We start from the raw sequence: 23096 nt of genomic DNA on the forward strand, positions 1-23096 counted from the left end.
CTGGATATTGCGGCGTCCATGCAACATATTCACAATGCAATATGTTTTGCAAGGCGAATGCGTGCGCGTCAGGTGAACCGGGGCTCGCGTTTCTGCATTCCGGCCATGACCGCCTCGATCTGATTGGGGCTGCCGATGATTTCGGATTGCAGATGTGCCTCAAGGGCCAGCACGCTGTCGTCGCCCGGCCACGCGGCGCGCACCAGGGATTTGGCGCCACGCACGGCCTCGGGGCTGCGGCTGGCGATGGCTTTGGCGGTGTCGCGCGCGGCTTGCAGCGGGTCGTCCGAGAGCCGCGTCACGAGGCCCAGCGTTTGCGCCTCGGGGCCGTCGACGACCCGCGCCGAGAGGATCAGTTCCAGCGCCTGATCTGCGCGCATGACGCCGGGCAGCAGTTTGGTCAGGCCCATATCCGGCACCAGGCCCCAGCGCGATTCCATGATCGACAGTTTGGTTTCGGGATGCGCGATGCGGATGTCTGCCCCCAAGGCCAATTGCATCCCGGCCCCGTAGGTCACGCCATGCAGCGCGGCGATCACCGGAACCGGCAGGTCGGCCCAGACGGTGCAGGGGTGTTGAAAGGCGTTGTCGGCGCGGCCCGGCAGGGGGGTGTTGATCTCGACCTTGAGATCATCGAGCCGCGTTGCAAAGAGCATCAAAAGGGCGGTGTCGATGCCCGCGCAGAACCCGCGGCCTGCGCCGGTCAAGATTACCGCGCGCAGCCCAGGCTCGGTCATCAGCCGGTCGCCGGCGGCGGCGACGGCCTCGAACATTGGCTGGTCAAAGGCGTTCAGCTTGTCGGGCCGGTTCAGGGTAACCTCGGCAATGCCGTTATCTATGGAAATGGTCACGCGATCTTCGGACATGCTGGCCCCCTTGTTGTGTTGTGCGCAGGCTGGCGCAGGCGCGCGCGCAGGACAAGGGGGAACGTGGCGTCGGCTCAGGTGGCCATCCACCAAAGCCGGGTCAGGTGAAAGAACGCGGGCGCGGCAAAGATCACGCTGTCGAGTTGGTCGAGGAACCCGCCTTGGCCGGGGATCAGATGCGACCAGTCGCGCAGCCCCCGGTCCCGCTTGATGGCGCGCAAGATCAGGTGCCCGGCTTGCCCGAAAACCGATCCCAGCGCCGCCATGCCCGCCGCCGCCAAGGGGCCAAAGGGGGTGATCCAGCTCAGCAGCAGACCCAGGCTTGCCGCCGCCGCCACGCCCCAGGCGGCGCCCTCCCAGGTTTTCGGCGACAGATCAGGCACGATGCGTTTGCGACCGACCCGGCGGCCCATGTAGAAATCCACCAGATCGCCGGTTTGAACCACCAGAACCAGAAACGCGATCAGCAACATGCTGCGGCCCGAGGGTTGAGCGATCATCTGCCCATCCGCCCCCAAGCGTGGCAGGTCCAGCCACATCAAGGCGGGGATATGGCTGAGGCAGAACACGCAGATCATCAGGCCCCATTGCGTCTCGGAGACGCGGTTGAGGAATTTGTCGGTCGAGCCTCTGAGAACCGAAACAAAGGGCAGCAGCAAGAAGATGTACACCGGGATGAACACGGCAAACAGGCGGGGGAGATCAAAGACCACGAACAGGAATTGCGCGGGCAGGATGATGTAGAACGCCAAGGCCAGCGACAGATGATCCGCCCGCGAATGTGCGGAATAGGTATAGAATTCGCGCAAGGCCGCGAAACTGGCAATGGCGAACAACAGCGCCACGGCCCAGGGGCCGACCAGCAGTGCCAGGGTGAACAGGATCACCATGGCCCACCAGCTGTCGATCCGGGTCATGAAGACCTCAAGCGCCGGGTCCGGTGTGGTGCGCCGCGCGCGCAGGCGTTCGCCGAAGACCGTCAGCGCCAGCAGGACGGTGGCGACCCCCAAGGCCAGAAAGCCGATGTCGCGCAGCATCGGGCTCATGTCTGATCCTCGGGTTTCAGGGTGAGCAAGGCCTCGGCGGCGCGGGTCAGGAAATCGGCGCGGGTCTCGGCGTCGCCCAAGGCCACGGGCGCGCCAAATATCACGCGCACCATGAGCGGCAGGGGGATCACCTCGCCCTTGGGCATGACGGAGGACAGGTTGGCGATCCAGGTTGGCACCAGTTCCACGTCAGGCCGCGCCTTGGCGATGTTGTAAAGCCCCGCTTTGAACGGCTGTAGCGGCTCGGGCCCCTGATTGCGCAACCCCTCGGGGAAGATGATCAAGGACGCGCCCTCATCCAGCGCCTCGAGGATCGCCTGCATCGGGTCTTCGGTGCGGGCGTCCGGGCGGCGGTCCACCAGCACGGCGCGAAACACCTCGCCGCCGGCAAAGGCCCTGAAACCATTCTTCAGCCAGTAATCCGCCGCCGCAACCGGGCGCGTGCGCATCCGCAAATGATGCGGCAGAACGGACCAGATCATCGGCATGTCGCCGTTCGAGACATGATTGGCGAAATAGACGCGCTGTCTGGCCGAGGGACCGACGCCGCGCCATTCGGCATGAACCGCGGTGATCGCACGCGCGAACAGGACAATCGCCTGCCCGACGATCCGGGCAGCAAGGCGGCGTAACGCCGAGGGGCGAGGGCGCGGGTTGGTCATCGTCGCATCATGCGACGCCCGGTGCAAAGCGCAACGCAAAACTTGCGCGGGGTGACGCCGGGCACAGGTCTGTGAAACCGCAGTGGCTTGTGTGCGAGTCTCGCAGTGCTATCATGACACCAACGCAAAGAGCCGGAGGACGCGATGCGCTGGATTTTCAGGCTGATAGGGCTGATCGTGATATTGGTGGTGGTGGCAGTGGCGGCCATTTTCCTGGTCCCTGCCGAACGGATCGCCAATCTGGCCGCGCGCCAGTTCGAAGCCTCGACCGGGCGCGCGCTGACGATCTCGGGGTCGGTCAGCCCGACGATCTGGCCCAACATCGGCGCACGGATCGAGGGCGTGACACTGGCGAATGTCGAAGGCTCGACGGCGGGCCCGATGCTGGTCGCCGAGTTCGGTGGACTTGGGTGTTGACCTGTCGGCCCTGATTGGCGGCAACATCGCGGTGCAGCGGTTCGAAGTGAACCAGCCGCAGATCATCCTTGAGATGGATCGCTCGGGTCGCGGCAACTGGGTGTTCGAGGGGATGGGCGGCGCTGACGCTGCACCTACAGAGGCATCCTCGGGGGGGATGCCCGCGATTTCGTTGGCGCGGGCGCTGATCACCGGGGCCAGCCTGCGCTATATCGACCATGCCGCGGGAACCGATATCACCATCGAGGGCGTCGATATTGATCTGGCGATGCTCGACGCCGCGGGGCCCGCCGATCTGCGATTGTCCGCGCGGCGCGGCGGGCAGACCGGACGCATCGAGGCACAGATCGGCTCGGTGTCAAGTTTGCTGGCCGGAAATGTGGTGCCGATTTCGGCCACTTTGTCTGCCGATGGCTCGCAAATGTCCTTCGAGGGGCGCGCCGGGTTGGAACCTTTGGCCGCCGAGGGACGGATCAGCCTTGAAAGCAGCCGCCTTGCCCCGGCGCTGGCGCTGGCCGGGATCACCGGGGCGGAACCCTTGGCGGAAGGCGCGCGGCCCTTGACCCTGGGCGGGCAGATCACTCTGGCACCGGCGGGCAGCGTGCATGTGCGCGACGGCGTGATTGGCGTCGGCGCAAACAGGATTCGCACGGCGCTGGACCTGACGCTGAGTGGCGAGCGTCCCAATCTGACCGGAGAAATCAGCGCTGACACGCTGGATCTGCGGCCCTTCCTGGCGGGTGGCGCCAGTGCACCGTCCTCCTCGGGGGGCGCAGGTTGGCCAACCAGCCGGATCGACGCCTCGGCGCTGGGCCTGCTGGATGCGCGGATTGGCCTGACGCTGGGACCGGTGCAAACCGGGTTCGCCAACCTCGATTCCGTGCGCGGCACCTTGGTCATCGACCGCGCCCGCGGTGTGCTGGAACTTGCCGAAGTCCGCGCGTTCGAGGGGGCCCTGAGTGGTGAGGTCGTGGCCAACAACCGCTCAGGTCTGTCGGTCGGCGGCAACATGCGGCTGCGTGGTGTGCGGCTGCTACCACTCCTGCAACAGGCGGCTGATTTTGAACGTTTGACAGGCCTCGCGTCGATGGATGTGCGGTTCCTGGGGTCCGGCGCATCGGTTGACGCCATCATGCGCAGCCTTTCGGGCGAGGGACGGCTGGATTTCACCGCTGGTGAGATCATCGGATTTGACCTTGCGGGAATGCTGCGCAATCTTGATTTGTCGTATGTCGGCGAAGGCAACCGGACGATTTTCGAGAGCCTGACAGGCAGTTTCACCATTCAAAACGGAGTGTTGAACAATCCTGACCTCGCGTTGGCGGCAAGCCGTGTGACGGTTTCGGGGCGCGGCGATGTCAACCTGGGCGAGCAGATTCTGGAGTATCGCATCACGCCGCAAGCCATGCGAAACGCCGAGACCGGCGCGACGCTGAGTGTGCCGTTGCTGATCACCGGGCCTTGGTCTGCACCTCGTTTCCGGTTGGACCTGGAGGGGCTCGCCGAGCAGCGCCTGGGCGAGGAGCGAGAGCGTCTGGAAGCCGCCGCGCGTGCCGAAGCCGCAAGGCTTGAAGCCGAAGCGCGTGCGCGTCTGGAACAACGGGTGCAGGAAGAGTTGGGCATCACCCGCGAAGAAGGGCAATCAACCGAAGAAGCGCTGCGCTCCGGGGTCGAGGAGGCGGCGCGCGACGGGTTGTTGCGGTTGTTGGGCGGGGGCGGTGCGACCCCGGATGCTCCGGCTGGCAACTGACCCGTCAGGTCCGCATGAAGTGAAGCTTGGTGAACCGCGCGCGTAGGGCTTGCGTGCGCGGAGCCACGGATGCCGGATCATTGGAGCGCAGCGCCTCGACCACAAGCGCGGCAATCTGCGGGATGTCGGCAACCGTGACTCCCCAGCGCACCAACTCGGGCGTGCCGATCCGCAAGCCATTCATGTCGCCTGCAACGGGGGCAAGGGGAAGGCCGATGCCACAGGCCAGAAACCCGGCTTTCTCAAGCGTTTTCGAGGCCGCCTGACCGCCCCCGAATCCGGCCGCCTCGATGGCGAACTGGTGCGATGTGGTAAAGCCCCGCGCCGCGCAGAATACCGGCAATCCGGCATCATGCAGGGCCTTGGCAAAAGCCTGGGCGGTGTCGATCATGGCTGTGGCATAGGCCGCGCCATGCTCGCGCCAATCGAGCAGACTGATCGCCAGCGCCGCCGATTTGGCCGCGTCGAAATTGGCGGTCATGCCGGGAAACGCAATCGCATCAAGGCGCTGCGCGATGTCGGCATCCCTGGTCACGATCAAGCCGCCCGCAGGCCCGCCCAGTGATTTATAGGTGCTCATGGTCATCAGATGCGCCCCCTGCGCCAAGGGGTTGGGCCAGGCTTTGCCCGCGATGATCCCGCATTGGTGCGCGGCGTCGAACAGCACCTTGGCGCCGACCTCATCAGCAATCGCCCGGACCTCGGCCACCGGATGCGCAAACAGATTGAGGCTGCCACCGATGGTGATGATTTTCGGCTGCACCCGATGCGCGAGTGTGCGCAGCGCGTCCAGATCGACCGTATAGCCATCGGCATTCACCGGGGCCGGGTGCGTGTGCAGGCCGTGGAGCCCCGCGCAGCCATCGGCGTGGTGCGTCACATGGCCGCCAATCGCCGCCGGGGGGGCGATGATGGTATCCCCCGGTTTTGCCAGTGCCATGAAGCCGTAAAGATTGGCGATCGCGCCCGAGGGCACGCGGATTTCGGCGTGGGTCGCGTCAAAGATCTCGGCGGCGAGTTCGGCGGCGATGACCTCGATTTCCTCGATCGCTTGCAGGCCCATCTCGTATTTGTCGCCGGGATAACCCAGCGACGGGCGCGACCCCAGACCGCGCGCCAAAGCCGCCTCGGCACGCGGGTTCATCACGTTGGTGGCGGGGTTCAGGTTGAAACAGTCGCGCTCATGGATTTGTGCGTTTTGCTGGATCAGCGCCTCGATGCGGGCATCGACTTGCGCGCTGGTGGCGTCTGCGGTCGCGGTGGCGATGGATTGCACGCGGGTTTCGCAAGCGGCGGGCACCCAGGGTCGGGAAGCGAGGTGTGTCATCGGCGTCTCCTTGTTCAAGACAGAGTGCCGATGCGCGCCGTCGGGTGCAATTTGAATTTTCGGGTGCGCTATTCCAGCGGCGGCGCACCACCCGCCGCCGTTTTTGCCGCAATATATCCGGCCAGACGGTCGGCGACGCCCTCCGCCGTCGCGGGGGGCTGAAAATCGCGCAGGTTGGCTTGCCAGATTGCCGTGGCGCGCTGGGCCGAAGATTGCGCACCGGCCGCCTCCCATGTGCCGAAATTGGCCAAATCCGCAACCAAGGGCGCATAAAAGGCAGTCGAGTAGCGGTCCATCGTATGCGCGGCGGCAAAGAAATGCCCGCTGGGGGCGACCTCGGCGATGGCGTCAAAGCCGATTTCTGCCGTCGCCCCTGAGGGTTTCACGCAAAGCTCGGCGATGGTTTGCAGCGCCTCGACATCGTTGATGAATTTCTCATAGCCGAACGAAAGCCCGCCCTCCAGCCAGCCCGCCGCGTGGATGTTCATCGTCGCGTTCGCCATCAAACCGCCCCACAGCCCCATGCCGTTCTCGGTTGCGGCCTGCATATCGGCACAGTTCGAGGCCGATCCCGCCGCCGAACGCCACGGCAAGCCGATGTGGCGCGCCAGTTGCCCGGCGCCGATCTGCATCTTGACGTGCTCGGGCGTGCCAAAGGCGGGCGCGCCCGATTTCATATCGACGTTCGACGAGAAGCCACCATAGCTGATCGGTGCGCCGGCCTTGGTCATTTGCACCAGGACAATCCCCGCCAAAGCCTCGGCATGTTGCAAGGTCAGTGCACCCGCCACCGTGACCGGCGCCATAGCCCCCGCCAGACAGAAGGGCGTAATGACAGACATTTGGCCGGCGCGGGCGAAGTCGATCAACCCTTGCGCCATGGGGTTGTCCAGAACACGCGGCGAATTCGAGTTGATGACGGTGATCGCCCAGACGCCAGTGTTGAAATTGTCCTCGGATAACGCCAATCCGAGGCGGATCATCTCAAGGCTTTGTTCGATTTGTCCTCGTCCGCGCGCGTAGATGAACATCGGTTTGTCACACAGCGTCATCTGCGCCTGCATCATTGCATAGTGTCGCAACGGTGGGGCGACGTCTTGCGGTTCCGCCGAGGGGCCGAGGATATGGATCACGTCGTAACTCTGATGAAGCTTCAACGTCTCGTGGTAGCTGGCCAGGGATCCGGGCCTGCGTCCTCGCTCCAGGTCGGTGACATTGGGGCAGCCAGAGCCGGGCGTGAACAGCAGCGCACCCTCTTCGTAGATCTGTTCGCGCAGCGGGTTGGCGGCGCGCAAGCGGATCGAGCGGGGGGCCGTGTCGAGGGCTGCCGCGACCAGATCTCGGCCGATATAAACCATCTCGTCGTGCACGCGCGCACCCGCCGCCTTCAGGATGTCGCGTGCTTCGGGTAGCAAGATCTTCATGCCCAAGTCCTCGAGCACCCGAAGCGCGGTCTCGTGGAGTGCGGCCACCTCGTCGGCGCTGAATACCGCTTGCGGAGTGAACGGGTGGCGCAATTGGCGGTAATTCATCACCCGTTTGGGCGTGGTTTCCGAGGCGCGCCTGCGACCGCCAGTGCGACGAGGGGTGTCCATATCAGCCTTTCACGCGCGCTTGTCCCCGCCACAGGGATCATAGCGGGAGGGGCGATCACGGTTTCCGGGCGATCCTCGCCCACCACGTCAACATGCCGCGCCGTCCCGAATGTGACAAGGGTCTGGTTTTGGGTCGCATGGGGGGCGCAAGCCTCTCGCGGGCAGGAGGTCAGGCCAAAGCGCCCAAGGGCAAGCCAAGCCGCCGACCCGAAGGCAGACAAGTGCCGTCCTGACCATTCAAACGAGAGGAGATGGTACCGACGCCCCGGCTCGAACGGGGGACCCCTAGATCCACAATCTAGTGCTCTAACCAACTGAGCTACGTCGGCACTTGCGGGCCGTTTAGCCGCCCGTGATCGCAATTGCAAGGGGGCAATCGGCGAGAATTCCTGTCACCCGTGCACATCCGTTTTTGCGCGTTCTTGTCGGCTTGCCACCGTCGGTCCATGCCATGCAGCTTGCACCACTGCCTCCGGCGCGCTAGGCACGCGCAGTATCACAAGGGGGCTGATATGAGCATCAACAAGCAAAGCGACATTGCGGCGGATCTTCAGATCGGTCCGACCGATCAGGGGATGGTCCGGCTGTATATCGAAGCCGATGGAATCGAATTGCCGTTGGATTTTGATCCCGAAGAGGCCGAGGAAATCGCCGAAGAGCTGCGCGTTGCCGCCGAAGCCGCGCGCGCCATTGCCAGCGGCGGCAACAAGGGCAAGCCGCGTCGTTGACAAACCAAGGGTAGGATGGGTGAGAGACCGGACACGACCCAAGCGGAAATCGTTGCGGCTGCTTCCTTCCGGACCTGACCGGGTTGGCGAAACGCCTGCCCGCGCCAGCCTCTCGACGCTCATCTAGTCAACACGCGCCCGCATTGCAAGAGCCTAGCGCCGTTTGGGTGATTGCGATGGAGGGCTTATATGCGGTAGTCCCTGACATCGTATGACCATCGGAGACCAAGCCAGCAGGCCATGAGCAAACGCGGCTATCATCACGGCAATCTGAAACAGGCGCTCGTTGAAGGGGCGTTGAAACTGATTGCCGACAAGGGGCCGACCGGCTTCACGATGGCCGAGGCCGCAAAGCAGGCCGGTGTGTCGGCGGCCGCCCCCTATCGCCATTTTGCCGGCCGCGATGATCTGATTGCCGAGGTCGCGCGGCAGGGCTACGATCTGTTCGGCGATGTGCTGGAATATGCCTATGACGACGGCAAACCGACGCCATTGGCCGCGTTTGAGGCCGTCGGGCGCGCCTATCTGGCGTTCGCGCGCAAATATCCCGGTCACTATATGGCGATGTTCGAATCAGGGGTCGCGCCGGGGCAAACCCCGGATCTGATGAAGGCTGCAGATCGCGCGAACCGGGTCTTGACCCGCGCCGCGGATGTCTTGTCCGCGCGCATTCCGATTGATCGTCGCCCCCCTGGTGCGATGTTCTCGGCGCATATCTCGGCGCTCAGTCATGGGATTATCGAGTTGTATGCACGCGGAAAACCGGGTGCCCGCGCGCCGTTTACCCCCGAAGAACTGCTGGAATCGGGGATTGGTATCTACTTGCGCGGCCTGGGGCTGATTGCGCCCGACTGATAATTTTTCGAAAAAATCGACGCCGATCCTTGAAGAAATGCTTGCCATAGCCATCTATGTGAATGTAAATAACATTAACACAGCAGCAGAAAGGGTCGAAAACAATGAACGCCACCGCAACCGCCACAGGAATCACCACCTGGCCCGGCCGCGCCGAATTCTGGCTTGATGCCAAGGGCAAAGGCGCGTGGATCGCCGCCATGGTTTTGGGTTTCATCTTCTTCTGGCCCGTGGGCCTCGCACTCCTTGCTTACATGATATGGGGAAAGAAAATGTTCGGTAGAAACTGCAGCGCTCGCAAATCTCACCAACGCGCCGCTTGGGCGATGCACCAGCCGTCGGGCAACACCGCCTTTGATGCCTACAAGACCGAAACCTTGAAGCGTCTGGAAGACGAGCAGGCGGCGTTCTCGGACTTTTTGCACCGGTTGCGTGAGGCCAAGGACAAGTCGGAATTCGACCAGTTCATGACCGACCGCGAGCGCCAGCGCGCCGCGGAGGCCCGGACGGTCGAGCCGTCGGCCTGATCCTGACAAAAGCGGGGGGCAATATGCCCCCCAACCTCTTTGTGTTTGCGCCAATGGCCACGCCGATGATCGGGGTGGCCATTTTTCATGCGCCGGTGTGTCGTGTCTCGCGGGGCCGACGTCGCGCCCGGCGCAGGGCTTTCGATTAGCCTGATGGGAGACAATTTCGACAGCGCTTACATAGATTGTTTTTCGCGTGGAAACCCGGCGTCAATGCGCTAGGTATCGCGCTATGGAAACCGCGGCGGCCAAGGGTGAAACGTGACGGAAGACGCGATCTCAGGGCTTTTGCAGCGTGTCGCCGGGCAAGACCGGGTGGCCTTTCGCGTGCTCTATTCTGAAGCCGCGCCGAAACTTACCGGTGTTTTGACTCGTATCCTTGGGAACCGAACCGAGGTCGAGGATGCTTTGCAAGACGTTTTCATACGAGTTTGGCAGCGCGCTGCCCAGTATCAACCCGACAAAGGTCGCGGTATGAGCTGGATGGTGGCCGTCGCCCGAAATCACGCTTTGGACCGCTTGCGTCGTCGCCCGGAAGCGGCGGGCATGCGACAGGCGCAAGCCCGCGATGCCGAGGGGCAAGACCCCCTCGAGCGGATCGCCAACTCGCAGCCCGGCGTCGAGGCAAGCTTGATGGCGCAGGGCGAAGCGCGCCGCGTGATGGATTGTTTTGGCGAATTGGAGGAGGACCGCGCCTCTGCGGTCAAAGGGGCCTATCTTGAGGGCGTGTCCTACCAGGATCTGGCGGCGCGTCACGGCGTGCCGATCAACACGATGCGCACTTGGCTGCGCCGCGGATTGCAACGGCTCAAGGAGTGTCTGGACCAATGACCGACGCCGACCGCCACCCTGAGGACCAAGACGATCTGCTGGCCGCAGAATACGTTCTGGGCGTGTTGTCGCGCGATGACTGGCGCGCCGCACGGGATCGGGCGCAGGTTGATGGAGGATTCGCAGCGCGGGTTCAGGAATGGGAAAACCGGTTGTCTGGGCTGAATGACGCGTTCCCGGTGCTGCCAGCGCCAGATCTATTGCCGCAAATCGAGGCGCGTCTCTTTCCGGTGCAACCCGTGAGGCGCCGCCGCTTTGCCTGGCCATGGCTGGCGGGCGCGGCCGTGGCGGCCAGTGTGACCCTGGCGGTGCTGGTCTGGCCCATCGCGCCGACGCCGATGCCGGTGCAATTGGTCGGCGAGACCGTGGCCTTCAATGCCAATTATGACGGCGCGGTGCTGGAGTTTGCCCTTGATGTTGCGGCGGCAGGGCAGGGCCGGGACTATCAGCTTTGGGCGATTGGTGACGATGGTGTGCCTCGCTCGCTGGGGCTGTTGCGCGGACCTGTCACACGCGTGGCAACCGACTTGGCGCCGGGCGTGACCTTGGCCGTAAGTCTAGAGCCAGAAGGCGGCGCACCGGGGGCTTTGCCAACGGGCCCGGTTCTGGCGACGGGCGTCTTGCCGGTGGTGAACTGACGCGACCCGTTCACGGGCAGCGCAAAAACAACGCCGGCCGTGCCGCGACATTTTCAATCACCAGCGTTTCGGGGTTGGGCATGCGCAAGATGGCGTAGCCGTGCAGCATCGGTGCCGAGATCATTGCACCCAGCATGTTTGGCGACACCTCGCGCAGATCGCCGACTCCAAACAATTGCTGCGCCAAACCGTCTAGGTTTGCGGTGCGCGTAAAGGTCGAGGCCGCGACAAGAGAATAGGTCACGACATTGCCGGTGGATGCCCCCCGGCTCAGCTGCGTCATCGTGAAGCTGGCAGCACTGGTTGGTGCGATGATCACTCCGCTCGCAGCGCAGTATCGCGGCCAAAGCGCCGCGTCAAAGGTGCCATCGGGGAACATCTGATCTGCCGCGCCCCATGCGCCCGCAATGTGAGGGATAAGCGCAAGTCCTTGGCCCATCGTCTGCGCGGGGTCGGCAGTGCCATTGGGGAAGACCTGCGCAAAGGCCTCGGAAAATCCCCGTTCGAGGGTGCTTGTGTCTTGGGCGTTGCCGCTGATCGGCAGGGCCAGCAAAAGGATCGCAAAATGGATGGGTTTCATAAAAAAGCCTTAGGATCAGAGCGAGTATTTCCGGTTTATATGCCCTGAGTAATAAGCGTGTTGCCCAAGTTTCAAAGAAATTTCGCAAGTTTCGAAACTTTTTTCACCAGTTCTGAAACTTCCACTGATTCCTCCCGTTTCTAAGATATGGGCCGACAAACACAGGCCCCGAAACAACCAAACGGGAGACTACACAATGAAAATGGTTCTTATCGCTGCCGCTGCTGCTACGGCTCTGGGTTCGTTCTCGGCTTATGCGGCCGGACATTCGGAAAACCCGATGGTCGGTGGCGCGCCAATGCTGGCAGAGCGCAACATCATCGAGAATGCCGTGAACTCGGCGGATCACACGACGCTGGTTGCCGCAGTTCAGGCGGCTGGTCTGGTCGACACGCTGCAAGGCGACGGCCCGTTCACCGTGTTCGCCCCGACCAATGACGCGTTTGCGGCCCTGCCCGAGGGCACCGTTGAAACGCTGCTGATGCCGGAAAATCTGGAAACGCTGCAAAAGATCCTGACCTGCCATGTGGTTGCGACCAATGCGATGTCAGATGCGATCTCGACGATGATTGCCGATGATAACGGCAGCCATCCGTTCACCACGGTCGGTGGCTGCGAATTCACCCTGACGCAGGGCGAAGATGGCACGATCATGATTGAAGACGGTCAGGGCCGGATCGCCAACGTCACCATTGCCGACGTCGTACAGTCGAACGGCGTGATCCATGTGATCGACAGCGTTCTCTTGCCTGCCATGTAAGGGTTCGCTTTTGTCAGAGCCGGGTTTCACCTTGTAACCTTGGCAGATTGCGGCCTCGGCACTTCGGTGCCGGGGTCGTTTTCCATAGGCAAGGGGAATGGTGGGTGATGACGGGCTCGAACCGCCGACATTCTCGGTGTAAACGAGATGCTCTACCAACTGAGCTAATCACCCGCGCGGCCCTGATACTCCGAACCGATCAAATCTTGCAAGGGCGGTTCGGGCGAAATTCGACGGTTTTCAATGTTGCTTAACCAAGTGTTAAGGCTTTTGCGCTTCCCTTGGCGGATGATGCAGCGCCTTTTCCTCATATTGATCCTGTCCACTGTGGGTTTCATCGCCGGCTGTGCCTCGCCGGGGCGTGAGTATTGGGGGGCGACCCATCGCACCGTAGAGATCGACGGGCGACGGTACGAGGTTTACGCCAATCTCGACGAGGCGCGTCCGCGGGTGCAGGTGATCCGCATGGGCTATGCGCGCCGACCAGAGCATGTCGCGATCTTGCCGGCGATGGTTCAAGCGGCCGAGCAGGCGACGGGGTGTCGCGTGGTGGACCGAAGTGCGGCTGGTGATAGCGGTGTGATGACTGCGCGATTGACATGCCCGGCATGAAACGGTGTTTCAGTGACTCACCATTCTGTCTAATACTTGCGCAAGATCAAGGAATCACACGTCCGTCACCGTATGGTGCCCCGGACATGACATATGAGGCGCAAGATGCTGAGACTGACATCCATTCTTTATGCCGTGGTCGGGACCACGCTGGCCGGGATCGCCATTGTGGTGGCGCTGACGATGAATATGTACGACGTTCAGTCGATCGTCTGGGCTGCTGTCATCGGCAGCATCGTGGCGCTGCCCGTAAGTTGGCTGATCGCGAAAAAGCTGAAAGAACTGTAAACGACGGACTTACGGCGTCAGGAAGACTCGCACCGTGGCCTCGAACTCGCGCGGTTTCTCGGCGTGCAGCCAATGGCCTGCGCCGGGGATTCTTGACAGGTGCGCTTTGGGAAACAAGGCGCGAATTGCCGGGCGCGCGTCCGGGCGAACGTAATCCGAATTCGCGCCGGACAAGAACAACGTCGGCCCGGCAAAGGGTGGCAGATCCGCCGCGATCTCTGACGGCCACCCGGTGATTCCGTCCATGTGATGCTCCAGCGCGTCCAGATTCAGACGCCAGTGCACAGGCTGCGTTTTCAAGTCGAGCGATTGCAGCAAGAACGCGCGCACTTGGCTGTCGTCAATCTGTGTCGCGAGCCTGCGGTCTGCCTCGGAACGGCTCTTGAGATCGGTCAGATCCAGCCCGCGCATCGCGTCGATCAACGGGGTCTGGCTGTGCTGATAGGCAACCGGCGCGATGTCCGCGACAAGGAGGCGGTTCACAAGCTCCGGATGCGTCAACGCCAAAAGCATGGCCGCCTTGCCCCCCATGGAATGCCCCAGCACGTCCATCGGTTGCCCTTCCGCGTCGATGACCTGCGCCAGATCTGCGGCCATCGACGGATAATCATGTTGATCGTCCCAGAAACTGCCCGCGTGGTTGCGCATATCGACCGCGACAACCTCGCGACTGTCGGAAAGGCGCTTGGCGATGGCCCCCCAATTGCGGCCTGACCCAAACAACCCGTGCGCAATCAACAGCGGCGGGAGTGAGGTCGGCGTGCCGTGGCGGATGAGGGTCAGCATGGTAAAGCTTTCAGTGTGTTGCGCGTGGTTTACGGGTCGACCTGGCGCGTTGAGTGGCGTCGGGCAAGACCAGCAAGGCAACGATCAGCGCCACGCACAGGAACAGATACCACGACCCCAGCGTCGCGAAACTGACCAGCTCTCCTTGCTCTTGTCCACTATACAGCCAAGTCCCGGTAAGTGTGCCAAGGTTTTCAGCAAGCCACACCCCGAGGGCCGACAGGAACAGTGACAAAAGCATCGGCATCCACAGGTCACGCCCGCCGCTGCGGAATCGAATGCGCGTGCGGCCAAACATCAGCACTGTGGCGATAAACAGCGCGATGCGAATGTCGATCCACAAATGCTGCGTGAAGAAATTCGCGTAGATCAGAGCGACCAGTCCCAAGGCCATCCAATAGGGCGGGAAGGGGACAAATCGCATCTCGAAGATACGGATCATCCTGAGAATACAGATGCCCACGGCGGCATACTGGAAGCCGACGAACAGGGGAACATGTGCGATTGTGAACAATCCACCCTCGGGATACGCCCAATTTCCTTGTGCCGTGTTGAAAAACTCCATGCCAAGACCCAGCGCGCTAAAGACCGCCAAGGCCACGCCCTCGTCCGAGGACTCAAGGTGGAATGTGAAAAACAGGACCTGTGTGATCACCGCGACGACCAGCAAGGCGTCGTACCGGGTCACCAGCCAATCGTCAGGCCAGATCGCGGCAGAGACCGCCATGGCGATCATCAGGATGCCGCCAAACAACCCGGCCCACAGATGTTTGAGCACAAACATTGCCGGTTCTTCGATGACATCAGGAAGGCGCGCGCGGATGAAATCACCGAGCGCGCGCTCATGTTTCCGGGTGGCAGCAGACCGGGTCAGGGTTCAAAGCCCGGGATAGAGCGGAAAGCGGGCGCAAAGAGCCTGCACCTTTTCGCGAACCGCTGCCTCGACGGCTTCGTTGCCGTCGTCGCCATTGGCCGCCAAACCATCGACGACCTCGACAATCCAGTCGGCGATCTGGCGGAATTCAGCCTCGCCAAAGCCGCGTGTCGTGCCCGCCGGAGTGCCCAGCCGAACCCCCGACGTCACCGTCGGCTTTTCCGGATCAAACGGAATGCCGTTCTTGTTGCAGGTGATATGCGCGCGGCCCAAGGCCTTCTCGGTCGCGTTGCCCTTGACGCCTTTGGGGCGCAGGTCGACCAGCATGACATGGGTGTCCGTGCCGCCGGTGACGATATCGAGGCCGCCTTTCATCAACTGATCGGCCAAGGCCTGCGCGTTCTTGACGACCTTGGCGGTGTACTCCTTGAAATCGGGGCGCAGGGCCTCGCCGAAGGCCACGGCCTTGGCGGCGATCACATGCATCAAGGGGCCGCCCTGGATGCCCGGGAAGATCGCCGAATTGATTTTCTTGGCCAGCGCTTCGTCGTTGGTCAGAATCATGCCGCCACGCGGCCCACGCAGGGTTTTATGCGTCGTGGTGGTGGCCACATGCGCATGTGGGAAGGGCGATGGGTGCTGCCCACCGGCCACGAGGCCCGCGAAATGCGCCATATCGACCAGCAGATATGCGCCCACCTTGTCGGCAATCGCGCGGAATTTGGCGAAGTCGATGACGCGGGGGATGGCCGAACCACCGGCGATGATCAGCTTGGGCTGGTGTTCGATGGCAAGGGCTTCGACCTGATCGTAGTCGATCAGGTTATCCTGCTGGCGCACGCCATATTGCACCGCGTTGAACCATTTGCCCGACTGGTTGGGGGCCGCGCCATGCGTCAGGTGACCGCCCGAGGCCAGGTTCATGCCCAGAATGGTATCGCCCGGCTTGACCAGCGCGGTGAACACGCCCTGATTGGCCTGGCTGCCGGAATTGGGCTGGACGTTGGCAAAGCTGCATCCGAACAGCTCGCAGGCCCGCTCGATTGCCAGATTTTCAGCAATATCCACAAATTGGCACCCGCCATAGTACCGGCGACCCGGATAGCCCTCGGCGTATTTGTTGGTCATCACCGAGCCCTGGGCTTCCATCACCGCTTGCGAAACGATGTTTTCCGAAGCGATCAACTCGATCTCGTCGCGCTGGCGACCCAGTTCGAGGCCGATCGCCTTGGCGATCTCGGGATCGCGGGTGGCAAGGGATTCCGTGAAAAAGCCGGTTGAGGTGGTCATGCGCGTCTCCCGCCGTTGGGTGGCTGATGTTTGAGCCGGTGTATAACGCCGCTTGTCCGGATCGGAAAGCAACGAAAACGCCCGTTCGTAATACAGATGCGAAATACCCTTTCCGATTGCTTGCAGGGCGCGCATTTGCGAAACCTGCCGGGAACCCCGTCTCGAGGAGAAAACCTGTGCCAGAAACCGGACTTCAGGCCGCGCGCAAGAAACGGATGCCGATCGTGTTTCTTGCCAGTCAGGCGCCTGTCGCCCAAGAGGCGCGTGCCGCGTTGGTGTCGCGCTACGGTGATGCGCCTCTGAGCCAGGCCGGTGTGATCGTCGCATTGGGGGGTGACGGGTTCATGCTGGAAACGCTGCACGCCACGCAATCTCGCGATGTGCCGGTCTATGGCATGAACCGCGGGACCGTCGGGTTCTTGATGAACAGTTTCGACCTTGAGGATCTGCCGGCCCGGCTGGAGGCGGCGCAGGAAACAACGTTGAATCCGCTTGCGCTGAGCGCCACTGACGCGGCGGGGATGGTGCATGAGCTTTTGGCGATCAACGAGGTGTCGTTGCTGCGCGAAGGCCCGCAAGCCGCACGGCTGCGCATCTCGGTGGATGGTTTGGTGCGCATGGAGGAACTGGTGTGCGACGGTGCGTTGGTGGCAACACCTGCCGGGTCGACGGCGTATAACTATTCCGCGCACGGCCCGATCTTGCCGATTGGCGCGGATGTTCTGGCCTTGACCGCCGTTGCCGCCTTTCGGCCCCGCCGTTGGCGCGGCGCGTTGCTGCCCAAATCGGCGGTCGTGCGATTTGACGTGCTGGAGGCCGCCAAACGCCCGGTGATGGCAGAAGGCGATGGGCAAAGCGTACGCGACGTGGTTTGCGTGGAGATCCGATCCGAGACCACGGTGCGGCACCGGTTGCTGTTCGATCCGGGGCATGGGTTGGAAGAGCGGCTCATTCGCGAGCAGTTTTTCTAACCGGCGCGCTACTGTGGGAAATGGGGTGCCTCACGCAACCGTTTCTTGAGTATTTTTGGCAAGATGAGGTCAGGGAGTCAGTTTTCGGGCCGCCAGCGCATCGTAAGCGGGCATGGCCGCCTCGGCGAGGGCTTGGTGCGCTGCGGACAAGTCTGGCAACGGGCCTTCGGCCGCGTCAAAGCCCGAGGATTGGTGAACCGCGCCATACCAGACCGGAGCCCAGGCGCCGTCGTAGGGTTTTGGGCCAACCGGCCACGTCAGCATTTTGGGTGTAAACGGAATGGCGAGCGCGGCACAAAGCGCGGCCAGCATCGGGCCGGGGTTGGCACGGATATCGGTGGAATCGACCACGGGCGGCGGCGAGCCGGTCACGCGGCGGATCGTATCGAACATCTGCAATTGTTGCACCATGCCCAGATCATCCAGCGTTGGTGATTCCCGTTTGCGCGCATAGGAGGCGATGACGCGCGCCGGGTGACGGATCAGGATTGCATGACGGCACTCTGCCATCCAGGCGGTTGGCATCTCGGGCAGCATGTGATGAAACATGTGCTTTTGGTACCAGAGTGGCGTCGGTTGCTCATGGGTCAGTGAGATCTTCGACGGATCCGTTTCATGGCGGGCGAGGATCTCGGTCTGCATCGGGTGGGGCAGGCCACTCAGGGCAAGGTAGGCGGCATAAAACGGCTCATCCGTGACCGTGCAATCCCCCCGCGCGGCGAAGGCGTACATCATCGCCGTCGAGAGATTGCGCGGGCCGGACCACATGGCGATCTTGATGGTCATGCGCGTGCCTTTTCCGTGGCTTTGGCGGCGTTCCAGAACGCATCCATTTCCGTGAGCGTCGAGTCTTCGGGGCGGCGCCCCTGCGCGGCCAGTGCCGATTCGATAAAGGCAAACCTGCGGGTGAATTTGTCATTGGCGGCGCGCAGGGCGGCTTCGGGGTCGATCTTGAGGTGGCGCGCGAGGTTTGCCATGACAAACAGCAAGTCGCCAAATTCCTCGAACTGATCCTGAGGGTCGGCGTCGATCAATTCCTGTGCCTCTTCGGCGATCTTGGCAACAACCTGGCCGATCTCGGGCCAGTCAAAACCCACGCGCGCTGCCCTTTTCTGCAGTTTGACGGCGCGGGTCAGGCCGGGGTGCCCGACGGGCACGTCATCGAGCACGCCGCCTTGTGCCTTTGACGCCCGCTCGGCGGCCTTGAGATCCTCCCACGCCACGGTTTGTGCGGCGGCATCGTCAATTCTTGTGTCGCCGAACACATGCGGATGGCGCGCAACCATTTTGTCAGCAATTCCGCGCAACACGTCATCCAGCGTGAAATGCCCGGCCTCTTGGGCCATTTGCGCGTGATAGACCGACTGGAACATCAGATCTCCCAATTCGCCTTTCAGCCCGTCCCAATCGCGGCGGGCAATGGCGTCGGCGACTTCATAGGCTTCTTCGATGGTGCAAGGGGCAATCGTGTCAAAGGTCTGCTCCAGATCCCAGGGGCAACCACCTTGAGGAGCGCGCAGTCGCGCCATGATCGCCGCCAAGCGCGCCATGCCGCCATCGGGATCATGGATCAAAGGATCGTCTGCCATTGCAAGTGCCTGTGTTTTTGCTCACTCTGTCCCTCTATCCCAAAGCTCAACGCTGGAGTTTACCATGCCTGTCATCAACCGCATTGCAGATTATGCTGACGACCTGACCGCGTGGCGGCAGCATTTGCACCAAAACCCCGAAACCCGGTTCGATTGCCATGAGACGGCTGCTTTCGTCGTGGCACGTCTGCGCGAGTTTGGCATCACGGAAATCCACGAAGGAATTGCACAAACCGGTGTGGTGGCGATCATTGAGGGGCAAGGCGACGGGCCAACAATCGGGCTACGGGCCGATATGGATGCCTTGCCGATCACTGAAGAAACGGGCGCGGCTTATGCTTCGGTTGTGCCGGGGAAAATGCACGCGTGCGGACATGACGGGCACACAACCATGCTGCTGGGGGCGGCGCGATATTTGGCGGAAACCAGGAACTTCTCGGGCCGTGTCGCGTTGATCTTCCAACCCGCCGAGGAGTGGGGCGGGGGCGCAAAGGTGATGCTGGATGAAGGGATCATGGACCGTTTCGGCATTGGCCAAGTCTACGGGATTCACAATGCGCCAGGGTTGCCGTTTGGCGAGTTTCACGGCCGGGCGGGGCCTTTGATGGCGGCGGCGGACACGATGACGGTGACCGTGACGGGGCGCGGAGGCCATGGCGCGCGGCCTGAAGAGTGTGTCGATCCGGTCACGGCGATTGTGGCGATGGTGGGCGCGCTGCAAACAATCGCCAGCCGCAACCGAAAGGGCACGGACTCGCTGGTGTTGAGCGTGACGCAAATGCACACTGGCAGCGCCGACAATATCATTCCCGAAACCGGCTGGTTCAGCGCCACCATCCGAACTTTTGACAAGGCCGTGCAAGACATGGTCGAAGCGCGATGCCATGAAATTCTGAACGGGATCGCGGCGGCCATGGGGGTGCGCGTCGAGGTCAACTATGAGCGCGGTTATCCGGCGACGGTAAACCACCCCGACGAAACCGACTTTGCCATGCGTGTGGCGCAAGAGGTCGGAAGCGGCGCGGTCGAATGTGCAATCGAAATGGGCGCCGAGGATTTCTCGTATATGCTCGAGGAACGGCCAGGGGCCTATCTCTTCCTCGGACAGGGCGAGGGGGCCGGGCTGCATCACCCCAAATATGATTTCAACGATGCTGTGGCCCCGATCGGCGCGAGCTTTTTCGTCCGGCTGGTCGAGAAGGCGCAAGCCCGGGTCTGATGCCTGAACAGCGGCGTGCGACCGTGCGGATTGTCAGGGCAGGCAAGCGCGCGCCGCCCTGACAACGAATAGGCCGCGCATCGAGTCGCGTCCGTGGTCTTTTGGCAACGGTGGGGGGATTGATGGCAGGTTGGCGGCGGAGTCCGTTGCAGTCGTGGCCGCCTCTGCTTACCGTAACGTCAAGTCAAGACGTATCTGTGCCTTGCACAGCAGTGGTTACATGGAGAACGCGAATGAAGAAGGTATTTCTGGCGACAATCATGTCGTTCACCGCGAGCGCATCTTTTGCCAGCGGTCCCGTCGTTGTTTCCGAGCCACCGATGGTTCAGGTCCCGGTCTATGCTGCGGCACCAGACTGGTCGGGCGTTTATGGCGGTGTTTATCACGGGCGCGCCTCGGGTGAGATGTTTGATATCGGCGGGCCCTATGATCTTGATAGCGGCAGCAATTTTACGGGGTTGTTCCTGGGTTACCGGCATGACATGGGCGATTATGTGGTCGGCGGCGAGATTTCGTCGACGGTTGCGATGAACATGCAGCAGGCTGCGTTTCCCACCTGGGAATTCGAGCGGATGACCGATATTCGCGCCACTGTCGGGCGTGATTTCGGCCGGACTTTGGTGTATGTCGCGGGTGGCTATACCACCAGTACGTTCTCGCCCGGCGGCGGCAGCACGACCTATAACGGGTGGAATCTTGGTATTGGTTTGGATTACCGGGTGACCGACAGGTTCTTTGTCGGTGTCGAGTATGTCCATCGGGACCTCTCGCGTTCCGACTTGGCGACCTGGACCGGAGAGTTCGGCACCGTTCAGATCCGCGCAGGTTTCCAGTTTTAACCGGCATTCTGTGCGGTAGACATCAAAATAAGTCGCACGAGCCGCGGGGTTCATGGTGCTGACGCTATACGAAAAATGCCGCCCCTGTGGGGCAGCCGTTTAAGGTTTATGTGCCTCCGATGCAAAATCGGGGGCACAGTTTTTTCCGGCATCGACGGCCTTGGCGTATCCATGTGGTGATCGGATTCGCGTTGCGAATGTCGACGCCGCGTTGCGAGTTGGGCTTCCACGCTCGACCGGGTTCGAAAAATGTCGAAACCAGAATTGCGGGTATGACCAGACACGTCGATGGTATTGTCCGTGTCCGTGTCCGTGTCCGTGTCCGTTTTGGAACTCGGAGGGTGCGACGGGCGAATTTCCGGAGGCACCGTATGTCGGCTTTGTGACGGATGATCCCTCTGCGGTGCCCGGTACGATCGTTCCCACCGATGGTCCTCCTTCTGCCAGCGCGATAATCCGCGGGCCAACACGATGCGCCCCGTTCCTTGCGTCTGGATCACGCCCCTCGGTTGCATGTCTTTACGGCCGTGCATACTGCCCAGGGCGCGGCATCAATCCGCGACAGGTCCGGTTCTTTGCCCTTCGCCGTCTGCTGGGATTTCCGCAGCGCTATATGAAGACGGGCAGGATGCTGACATCCTGCCCGTATCGGAAAAATCCGTGGCCCGTTCCCCTGGCAAGCGCAAGACGGGTGAGCGCTTGGCCTTGGTGCGGCGCGATTTACTGGCGTTCTTCGACTTCTGCGTAATCGCGACGCGGTGCTCCGGTGTAGAGCTGGCGCGGGCGGCCGATTTTCAGTTCCGGATCCGAGATCATCTCTTTCCATTGAGAAATCCAGCCCACGGTGCGGCTGAGCGCAAAGATCGGTGTGAACATCGAGGTCGGGAAGCCCATCGCCTCGAGGATGATGCCGGAATAGAAATCGACGTTCGGATAGAGTTTTTTGGAGACAAAATACTCGTCTTCGAGGGCGATTCGTTCCAGTTCCTTGGCGACTTTGAGGGTTTCGTTGTCATTGATTCCCAAGAGGCTCAGAACCTCATCCGCCGATTCCTTCATGACCTTGGCGCGTGGATCAAAGTTCTTGTAGACCCGGTGGCCAAAGCCCATCAAGCGGAACGGATCGTCCTTGTCTTTCGCCCGTTTGATGAATTCCGGGATCCGATCAACGGTGCCGATTTCGCGCAGCATTTCCAGGCAAGCCTGGTTTGCACCGCCATGTGCCGGGCCCCAAAGACAGGCGATGCCCGCCGCGATACAGGCAAAAGGGTTGGCCCCTGACGATCCCGCCAGACGCACGGTCGAGGTCGAGGCGTTCTGCTCGTGATCCGCGTGGAGCATCATGATGCGGTCCATCGCTTTGGCGAGGATCGGATCGACGACATAGTCCTCGACGGGGACCGCAAAACACATGTGCAGGAAGTTCCCAGCGTAATCGAGCGAGTTCTTCGGGTACACGAAGGGTTGTCCGATCGAGTATTTATACGCCATTGCGGCAATCGTCGGCAGTTTCGCGATCATGCGGATCGAGGCGACTTCACGTTGCCAAGGGTCGTTGACGTCCGTCGAGTCGTGATAGAACGCAGACATCGCCCCGACCACGCCGACCATCGTGGCCATCGGATGCGCATCGCGGCGGAAGCCCCGGAAGAAATACTGCATCTGCTCGTGAACCATCGTGTGCTTAGTGACACGGGATTCAAAATCCAGCATTTCCTGTGCATTCGGCAGTTCACCGTAAAGCAGCAAATAGCACACTTCGAGATGGTGCGATTTGTCGGCCAATTGTTCGATCGGATAGCCGCGATAGAGCAGTTCACCTTTGTCGCCATCAATATAGGTGATGGTCGACGAACACGATGCCGTCGACGTGAAGCCGGGGTCATAGGTAAAGACATCGGCCTGTCCGTAGAGCTTTCGGATGTCGAGCACGTCTGGCCCGACTGTGGGCGAATAGATCGGCAGATCAATTGCGGTGTTGCCAATCGTAAGTGTTGCATTCCCTTTGGATTCTGCCATCGCTTCCCTCGCTCATTCCCTATTGAA

25 protein-coding genes, 2 tRNA genes and 1 other RNA gene are annotated in these 23096 nt (G+C 61.9%); 13 read left to right on the top strand and 15 right to left on the bottom strand.

What is annotated here, in order from left to right; genetic code table 11:
* Positions 1 to 68: 68 nt before the first annotated feature.
* From VDQ28_RS11115 to VDQ28_RS11125, 3 genes are all read right to left on the bottom strand, one after another.
* Entirely contained in the window at positions 69 to 866 is a 798-nt protein-coding gene (locus VDQ28_RS11115; protein ID WP_323036003.1) for a crotonase/enoyl-CoA hydratase family protein, read from the bottom strand.
* A gap of 74 nt (positions 867 to 940) precedes the next feature.
* Positions 941 to 1912, bottom strand: coding sequence for a phosphatidate cytidylyltransferase (locus tag VDQ28_RS11120; protein WP_323036004.1), 972 nt, complete (start codon positions 1910 to 1912; stop codon positions 941 to 943).
* Positions 1909 to 2574, bottom strand: coding sequence for a lysophospholipid acyltransferase family protein (locus tag VDQ28_RS11125; protein ID WP_323036005.1), 666 nt, complete (start codon positions 2572 to 2574; stop codon positions 1909 to 1911). The genes VDQ28_RS11120 and VDQ28_RS11125 overlap by 4 nt, the downstream gene beginning before the upstream one ends.
* 144 nt (positions 2575 to 2718) lie before the next feature.
* Between VDQ28_RS11125 and VDQ28_RS11130 the strand changes: the two genes are divergently transcribed.
* Entirely contained in the window at positions 2719 to 2991 is a 273-nt protein-coding gene (locus tag VDQ28_RS11130) for a hypothetical protein (RefSeq protein WP_323036006.1), read from the top strand.
* Entirely contained in the window at positions 2975 to 4741 is a 1767-nt protein-coding gene (locus VDQ28_RS11135; protein ID WP_323036007.1) for an AsmA-like C-terminal region-containing protein, read from the top strand. The genes VDQ28_RS11130 and VDQ28_RS11135 overlap by 17 nt, the downstream gene beginning before the upstream one ends.
* 4 nt (positions 4742 to 4745) lie before the next feature.
* On the opposite strand, the gene glyA (VDQ28_RS11140) is transcribed toward VDQ28_RS11135, so the two are convergent.
* The 3 genes from glyA (VDQ28_RS11140) to VDQ28_RS11150 form a co-directional block, all read right to left on the bottom strand.
* Positions 4746 to 6068: a serine hydroxymethyltransferase gene (glyA, locus tag VDQ28_RS11140; protein WP_323036008.1), complete on the bottom strand. Its 1323-nt coding sequence runs from the start codon at positions 6066 to 6068 to the stop codon at positions 4746 to 4748.
* A 68-nt stretch (positions 6069 to 6136) separates the two neighbouring features.
* Complete coding sequence (locus tag VDQ28_RS11145; RefSeq protein WP_323036009.1) at positions 6137 to 7663, bottom strand: trimethylamine methyltransferase family protein; 1527 nt, start codon at positions 7661 to 7663, stop codon at positions 6137 to 6139.
* 252 nt (positions 7664 to 7915) lie between these two features.
* A tRNA-His gene (locus VDQ28_RS11150) sits at positions 7916 to 7992 on the bottom strand.
* 183 nt (positions 7993 to 8175) lie between these two features.
* Here VDQ28_RS11150 and VDQ28_RS11155 point away from each other — a divergent pair.
* Positions 8176 to 8391 (top strand): DUF6324 family protein, encoded by a 216-nt coding sequence (locus VDQ28_RS11155; protein WP_323036010.1) that lies wholly within the window; start codon positions 8176 to 8178, stop codon positions 8389 to 8391.
* A gap of 17 nt (positions 8392 to 8408) precedes the next feature.
* Here VDQ28_RS11155 and ffs read toward each other — a convergent pair.
* Positions 8409 to 8506, bottom strand: an RNA gene (gene ffs / locus VDQ28_RS11160) — signal recognition particle sRNA small type.
* Between the two features lie 125 nt (positions 8507 to 8631).
* Here ffs and VDQ28_RS11165 point away from each other — a divergent pair.
* The 4 genes from VDQ28_RS11165 to VDQ28_RS11180 all read left to right on the top strand — a co-directional run bounded on the left by VDQ28_RS11165 (position 8632) and on the right by VDQ28_RS11180 (position 11242).
* Positions 8632 to 9246 (top strand): TetR/AcrR family transcriptional regulator, encoded by a 615-nt coding sequence (locus VDQ28_RS11165; protein WP_323036011.1) that lies wholly within the window; start codon positions 8632 to 8634, stop codon positions 9244 to 9246.
* 104 nt (positions 9247 to 9350) lie between these two features.
* The gene (locus VDQ28_RS11170) at positions 9351 to 9773 is read left to right on the top strand and encodes a DUF2852 domain-containing protein (RefSeq protein ID WP_323036012.1); all 423 of its coding nucleotides are present in this window, start codon (positions 9351 to 9353) and stop codon (positions 9771 to 9773) included.
* 261 nt (positions 9774 to 10034) lie between these two features.
* On the top strand, positions 10035 to 10604 hold the full coding sequence (locus tag VDQ28_RS11175) for a sigma-70 family RNA polymerase sigma factor (protein WP_323036013.1): 570 nt from the start codon (positions 10035 to 10037) through the stop codon (positions 10602 to 10604).
* Positions 10601 to 11242, top strand: coding sequence for an anti-sigma factor domain-containing protein (locus VDQ28_RS11180; RefSeq protein ID WP_323036014.1), 642 nt, complete (start codon positions 10601 to 10603; stop codon positions 11240 to 11242). Before VDQ28_RS11175 ends, VDQ28_RS11180 begins: the two co-directional genes overlap by 4 nt.
* A 10-nt stretch (positions 11243 to 11252) precedes the next feature.
* Here VDQ28_RS11180 and VDQ28_RS11185 read toward each other — a convergent pair whose 3' ends face one another.
* Positions 11253 to 11822 (bottom strand): hypothetical protein, encoded by a 570-nt coding sequence (locus VDQ28_RS11185; RefSeq protein WP_323036015.1) that lies wholly within the window; start codon positions 11820 to 11822, stop codon positions 11253 to 11255.
* 196 nt (positions 11823 to 12018) lie between these two features.
* Between VDQ28_RS11185 and VDQ28_RS11190 the strand changes: the two genes are divergently transcribed.
* Positions 12019 to 12582 carry a fasciclin domain-containing protein gene (locus tag VDQ28_RS11190; RefSeq protein WP_323036016.1) on the top strand — a complete coding sequence of 188 codons (564 nt, stop codon included), beginning with the start codon at positions 12019 to 12021 and terminating at the stop codon, positions 12580 to 12582.
* Positions 12583 to 12680: 98 nt separating this feature from the next.
* Here VDQ28_RS11190 and VDQ28_RS11195 read toward each other — a convergent pair.
* Positions 12681 to 12756: transfer RNA gene (locus VDQ28_RS11195), tRNA-Val, on the bottom strand.
* 117 nt (positions 12757 to 12873) lie between these two features.
* Between VDQ28_RS11195 and VDQ28_RS11200 the strand changes: the two genes are divergently transcribed.
* Together VDQ28_RS11200 and VDQ28_RS11205 are read left to right on the top strand one after the other, a co-directional pair.
* Entirely contained in the window at positions 12874 to 13194 is a 321-nt protein-coding gene (locus VDQ28_RS11200; protein WP_323036017.1) for a hypothetical protein, read from the top strand.
* Between the two features lie 105 nt (positions 13195 to 13299).
* Positions 13300 to 13482: a CTP synthetase gene (locus VDQ28_RS11205; protein WP_323036018.1), complete on the top strand. Its 183-nt coding sequence runs from the start codon at positions 13300 to 13302 to the stop codon at positions 13480 to 13482.
* Positions 13483 to 13491: 9 nt separating this feature from the next.
* Here VDQ28_RS11205 and VDQ28_RS11210 read toward each other — a convergent pair whose 3' ends face one another.
* The 3 genes from VDQ28_RS11210 to glyA (VDQ28_RS11220) form a co-directional block, all read right to left on the bottom strand.
* Positions 13492 to 14268 carry an alpha/beta fold hydrolase gene (locus VDQ28_RS11210; protein WP_323036019.1) on the bottom strand — a complete coding sequence of 259 codons (777 nt, stop codon included), beginning with the start codon at positions 14266 to 14268 and terminating at the stop codon, positions 13492 to 13494.
* Positions 14269 to 14278: 10 nt separating this feature from the next.
* Positions 14279 to 15052 (bottom strand): DUF817 family protein, encoded by a 774-nt coding sequence (locus VDQ28_RS11215; protein WP_323036020.1) that lies wholly within the window; start codon positions 15050 to 15052, stop codon positions 14279 to 14281.
* Between the two features lie 93 nt (positions 15053 to 15145).
* Positions 15146 to 16432: a serine hydroxymethyltransferase gene (glyA, locus tag VDQ28_RS11220; protein ID WP_323036021.1), complete on the bottom strand. Its 1287-nt coding sequence runs from the start codon at positions 16430 to 16432 to the stop codon at positions 15146 to 15148.
* Positions 16433 to 16647: 215 nt separating this feature from the next.
* On the opposite strand from glyA (VDQ28_RS11220), the gene VDQ28_RS11225 reads away from it, so the two are divergent.
* Positions 16648 to 17403: an NAD kinase gene (locus VDQ28_RS11225; RefSeq protein ID WP_323038110.1), complete on the top strand. Its 756-nt coding sequence runs from the start codon at positions 16648 to 16650 to the stop codon at positions 17401 to 17403.
* A 69-nt stretch (positions 17404 to 17472) separates the two neighbouring features.
* On the opposite strand, the gene VDQ28_RS11230 is transcribed toward VDQ28_RS11225, so the two are convergent.
* Positions 17473 to 18189: an HAD family hydrolase gene (locus VDQ28_RS11230; RefSeq protein ID WP_323036022.1), complete on the bottom strand. Its 717-nt coding sequence runs from the start codon at positions 18187 to 18189 to the stop codon at positions 17473 to 17475.
* Positions 18186 to 18992 (bottom strand): nucleoside triphosphate pyrophosphohydrolase, encoded by an 807-nt coding sequence (mazG, locus tag VDQ28_RS11235; protein WP_323036023.1) that lies wholly within the window; start codon positions 18990 to 18992, stop codon positions 18186 to 18188. The genes VDQ28_RS11230 and mazG overlap by 4 nt, the downstream gene beginning before the upstream one ends.
* Positions 18993 to 19056: 64 nt before the next feature.
* Here mazG and VDQ28_RS11240 point away from each other — a divergent pair, with 64 nt between their 5' ends.
* On the top strand, positions 19057 to 20211 hold the full coding sequence (locus VDQ28_RS11240) for a M20 aminoacylase family protein (protein WP_323036024.1): 1155 nt from the start codon (positions 19057 to 19059) through the stop codon (positions 20209 to 20211).
* 233 nt (positions 20212 to 20444) lie between these two features.
* Positions 20445 to 21050, top strand: coding sequence for an outer membrane protein (locus VDQ28_RS11245; RefSeq protein WP_323036025.1), 606 nt, complete (start codon positions 20445 to 20447; stop codon positions 21048 to 21050).
* Between the two features lie 720 nt (positions 21051 to 21770).
* Here the strand turns inward: VDQ28_RS11245 and gltA are convergent.
* Positions 21771 to 23069: a citrate synthase gene (gene gltA, locus VDQ28_RS11250; protein WP_323036026.1), complete on the bottom strand. Its 1299-nt coding sequence runs from the start codon at positions 23067 to 23069 to the stop codon at positions 21771 to 21773.
* Positions 23070 to 23096: the final 27 nt, after the last annotated feature.

The sequence above is a fragment of the Pararhodobacter sp. genome (assembly GCF_034676545.1).
Taxonomy (GTDB): Bacteria; Pseudomonadota; Alphaproteobacteria; order Rhodobacterales; family Rhodobacteraceae; genus Pararhodobacter.

Bases quoted from the DNA above. Each gene is read 5' to 3' on its own strand.
- VDQ28_RS11115 (WP_323036003.1), bottom strand. From the start codon at position 866: ATGTCCGAAGATCGCGTGACCATTTCCATAGATAACGGCATTGCCGAG.
- VDQ28_RS11120 (WP_323036004.1), bottom strand. From the start codon at position 1,912: ATGAGCCCGATGCTGCGCGACATCGGCTTTCTGGCCTTGGGGGTCGCC.
- VDQ28_RS11125 (WP_323036005.1), bottom strand. From the start codon at position 2,574: ATGACCAACCCGCGCCCTCGCCCCTCGGCGTTACGCCGCCTTGCTGCC.
- VDQ28_RS11130 (WP_323036006.1), top strand. From the start codon at position 2,719: ATGCGCTGGATTTTCAGGCTGATAGGGCTGATCGTGATATTGGTGGTG.
- glyA (WP_323036008.1), bottom strand. From the start codon at position 6,068: ATGACACACCTCGCTTCCCGACCCTGGGTGCCCGCCGCTTGCGAAACC.
- VDQ28_RS11145 (WP_323036009.1), bottom strand. From the start codon at position 7,663: ATGGACACCCCTCGTCGCACTGGCGGTCGCAGGCGCGCCTCGGAAACC.
- VDQ28_RS11155 (WP_323036010.1), top strand. From the start codon at position 8,176: ATGAGCATCAACAAGCAAAGCGACATTGCGGCGGATCTTCAGATCGGT.
- VDQ28_RS11165 (WP_323036011.1), top strand. From the start codon at position 8,632: ATGAGCAAACGCGGCTATCATCACGGCAATCTGAAACAGGCGCTCGTT.
- VDQ28_RS11170 (WP_323036012.1), top strand. From the start codon at position 9,351: ATGAACGCCACCGCAACCGCCACAGGAATCACCACCTGGCCCGGCCGC.
- VDQ28_RS11180 (WP_323036014.1), top strand. From the start codon at position 10,601: ATGACCGACGCCGACCGCCACCCTGAGGACCAAGACGATCTGCTGGCC.
- VDQ28_RS11185 (WP_323036015.1), bottom strand. From the start codon at position 11,822: ATGAAACCCATCCATTTTGCGATCCTTTTGCTGGCCCTGCCGATCAGC.
- VDQ28_RS11190 (WP_323036016.1), top strand. From the start codon at position 12,019: ATGAAAATGGTTCTTATCGCTGCCGCTGCTGCTACGGCTCTGGGTTCG.
- VDQ28_RS11200 (WP_323036017.1), top strand. From the start codon at position 12,874: ATGCAGCGCCTTTTCCTCATATTGATCCTGTCCACTGTGGGTTTCATC.
- VDQ28_RS11205 (WP_323036018.1), top strand. From the start codon at position 13,300: ATGCTGAGACTGACATCCATTCTTTATGCCGTGGTCGGGACCACGCTG.
- VDQ28_RS11210 (WP_323036019.1), bottom strand. From the start codon at position 14,268: ATGCTGACCCTCATCCGCCACGGCACGCCGACCTCACTCCCGCCGCTG.
- VDQ28_RS11215 (WP_323036020.1), bottom strand. From the start codon at position 15,052: ATGTTTGTGCTCAAACATCTGTGGGCCGGGTTGTTTGGCGGCATCCTG.
- glyA (WP_323036021.1), bottom strand. From the start codon at position 16,432: ATGACCACCTCAACCGGCTTTTTCACGGAATCCCTTGCCACCCGCGAT.
- VDQ28_RS11225 (WP_323038110.1), top strand. From the start codon at position 16,648: ATGCCGATCGTGTTTCTTGCCAGTCAGGCGCCTGTCGCCCAAGAGGCG.
- VDQ28_RS11230 (WP_323036022.1), bottom strand. From the start codon at position 18,189: ATGACCATCAAGATCGCCATGTGGTCCGGCCCGCGCAATCTCTCGACG.
- mazG (WP_323036023.1), bottom strand. From the start codon at position 18,992: ATGGCAGACGATCCTTTGATCCATGATCCCGATGGCGGCATGGCGCGC.
- VDQ28_RS11240 (WP_323036024.1), top strand. From the start codon at position 19,057: ATGCCTGTCATCAACCGCATTGCAGATTATGCTGACGACCTGACCGCG.
- VDQ28_RS11245 (WP_323036025.1), top strand. From the start codon at position 20,445: ATGAAGAAGGTATTTCTGGCGACAATCATGTCGTTCACCGCGAGCGCA.
- gltA (WP_323036026.1), bottom strand. From the start codon at position 23,069: ATGGCAGAATCCAAAGGGAATGCAACACTTACGATTGGCAACACCGCA.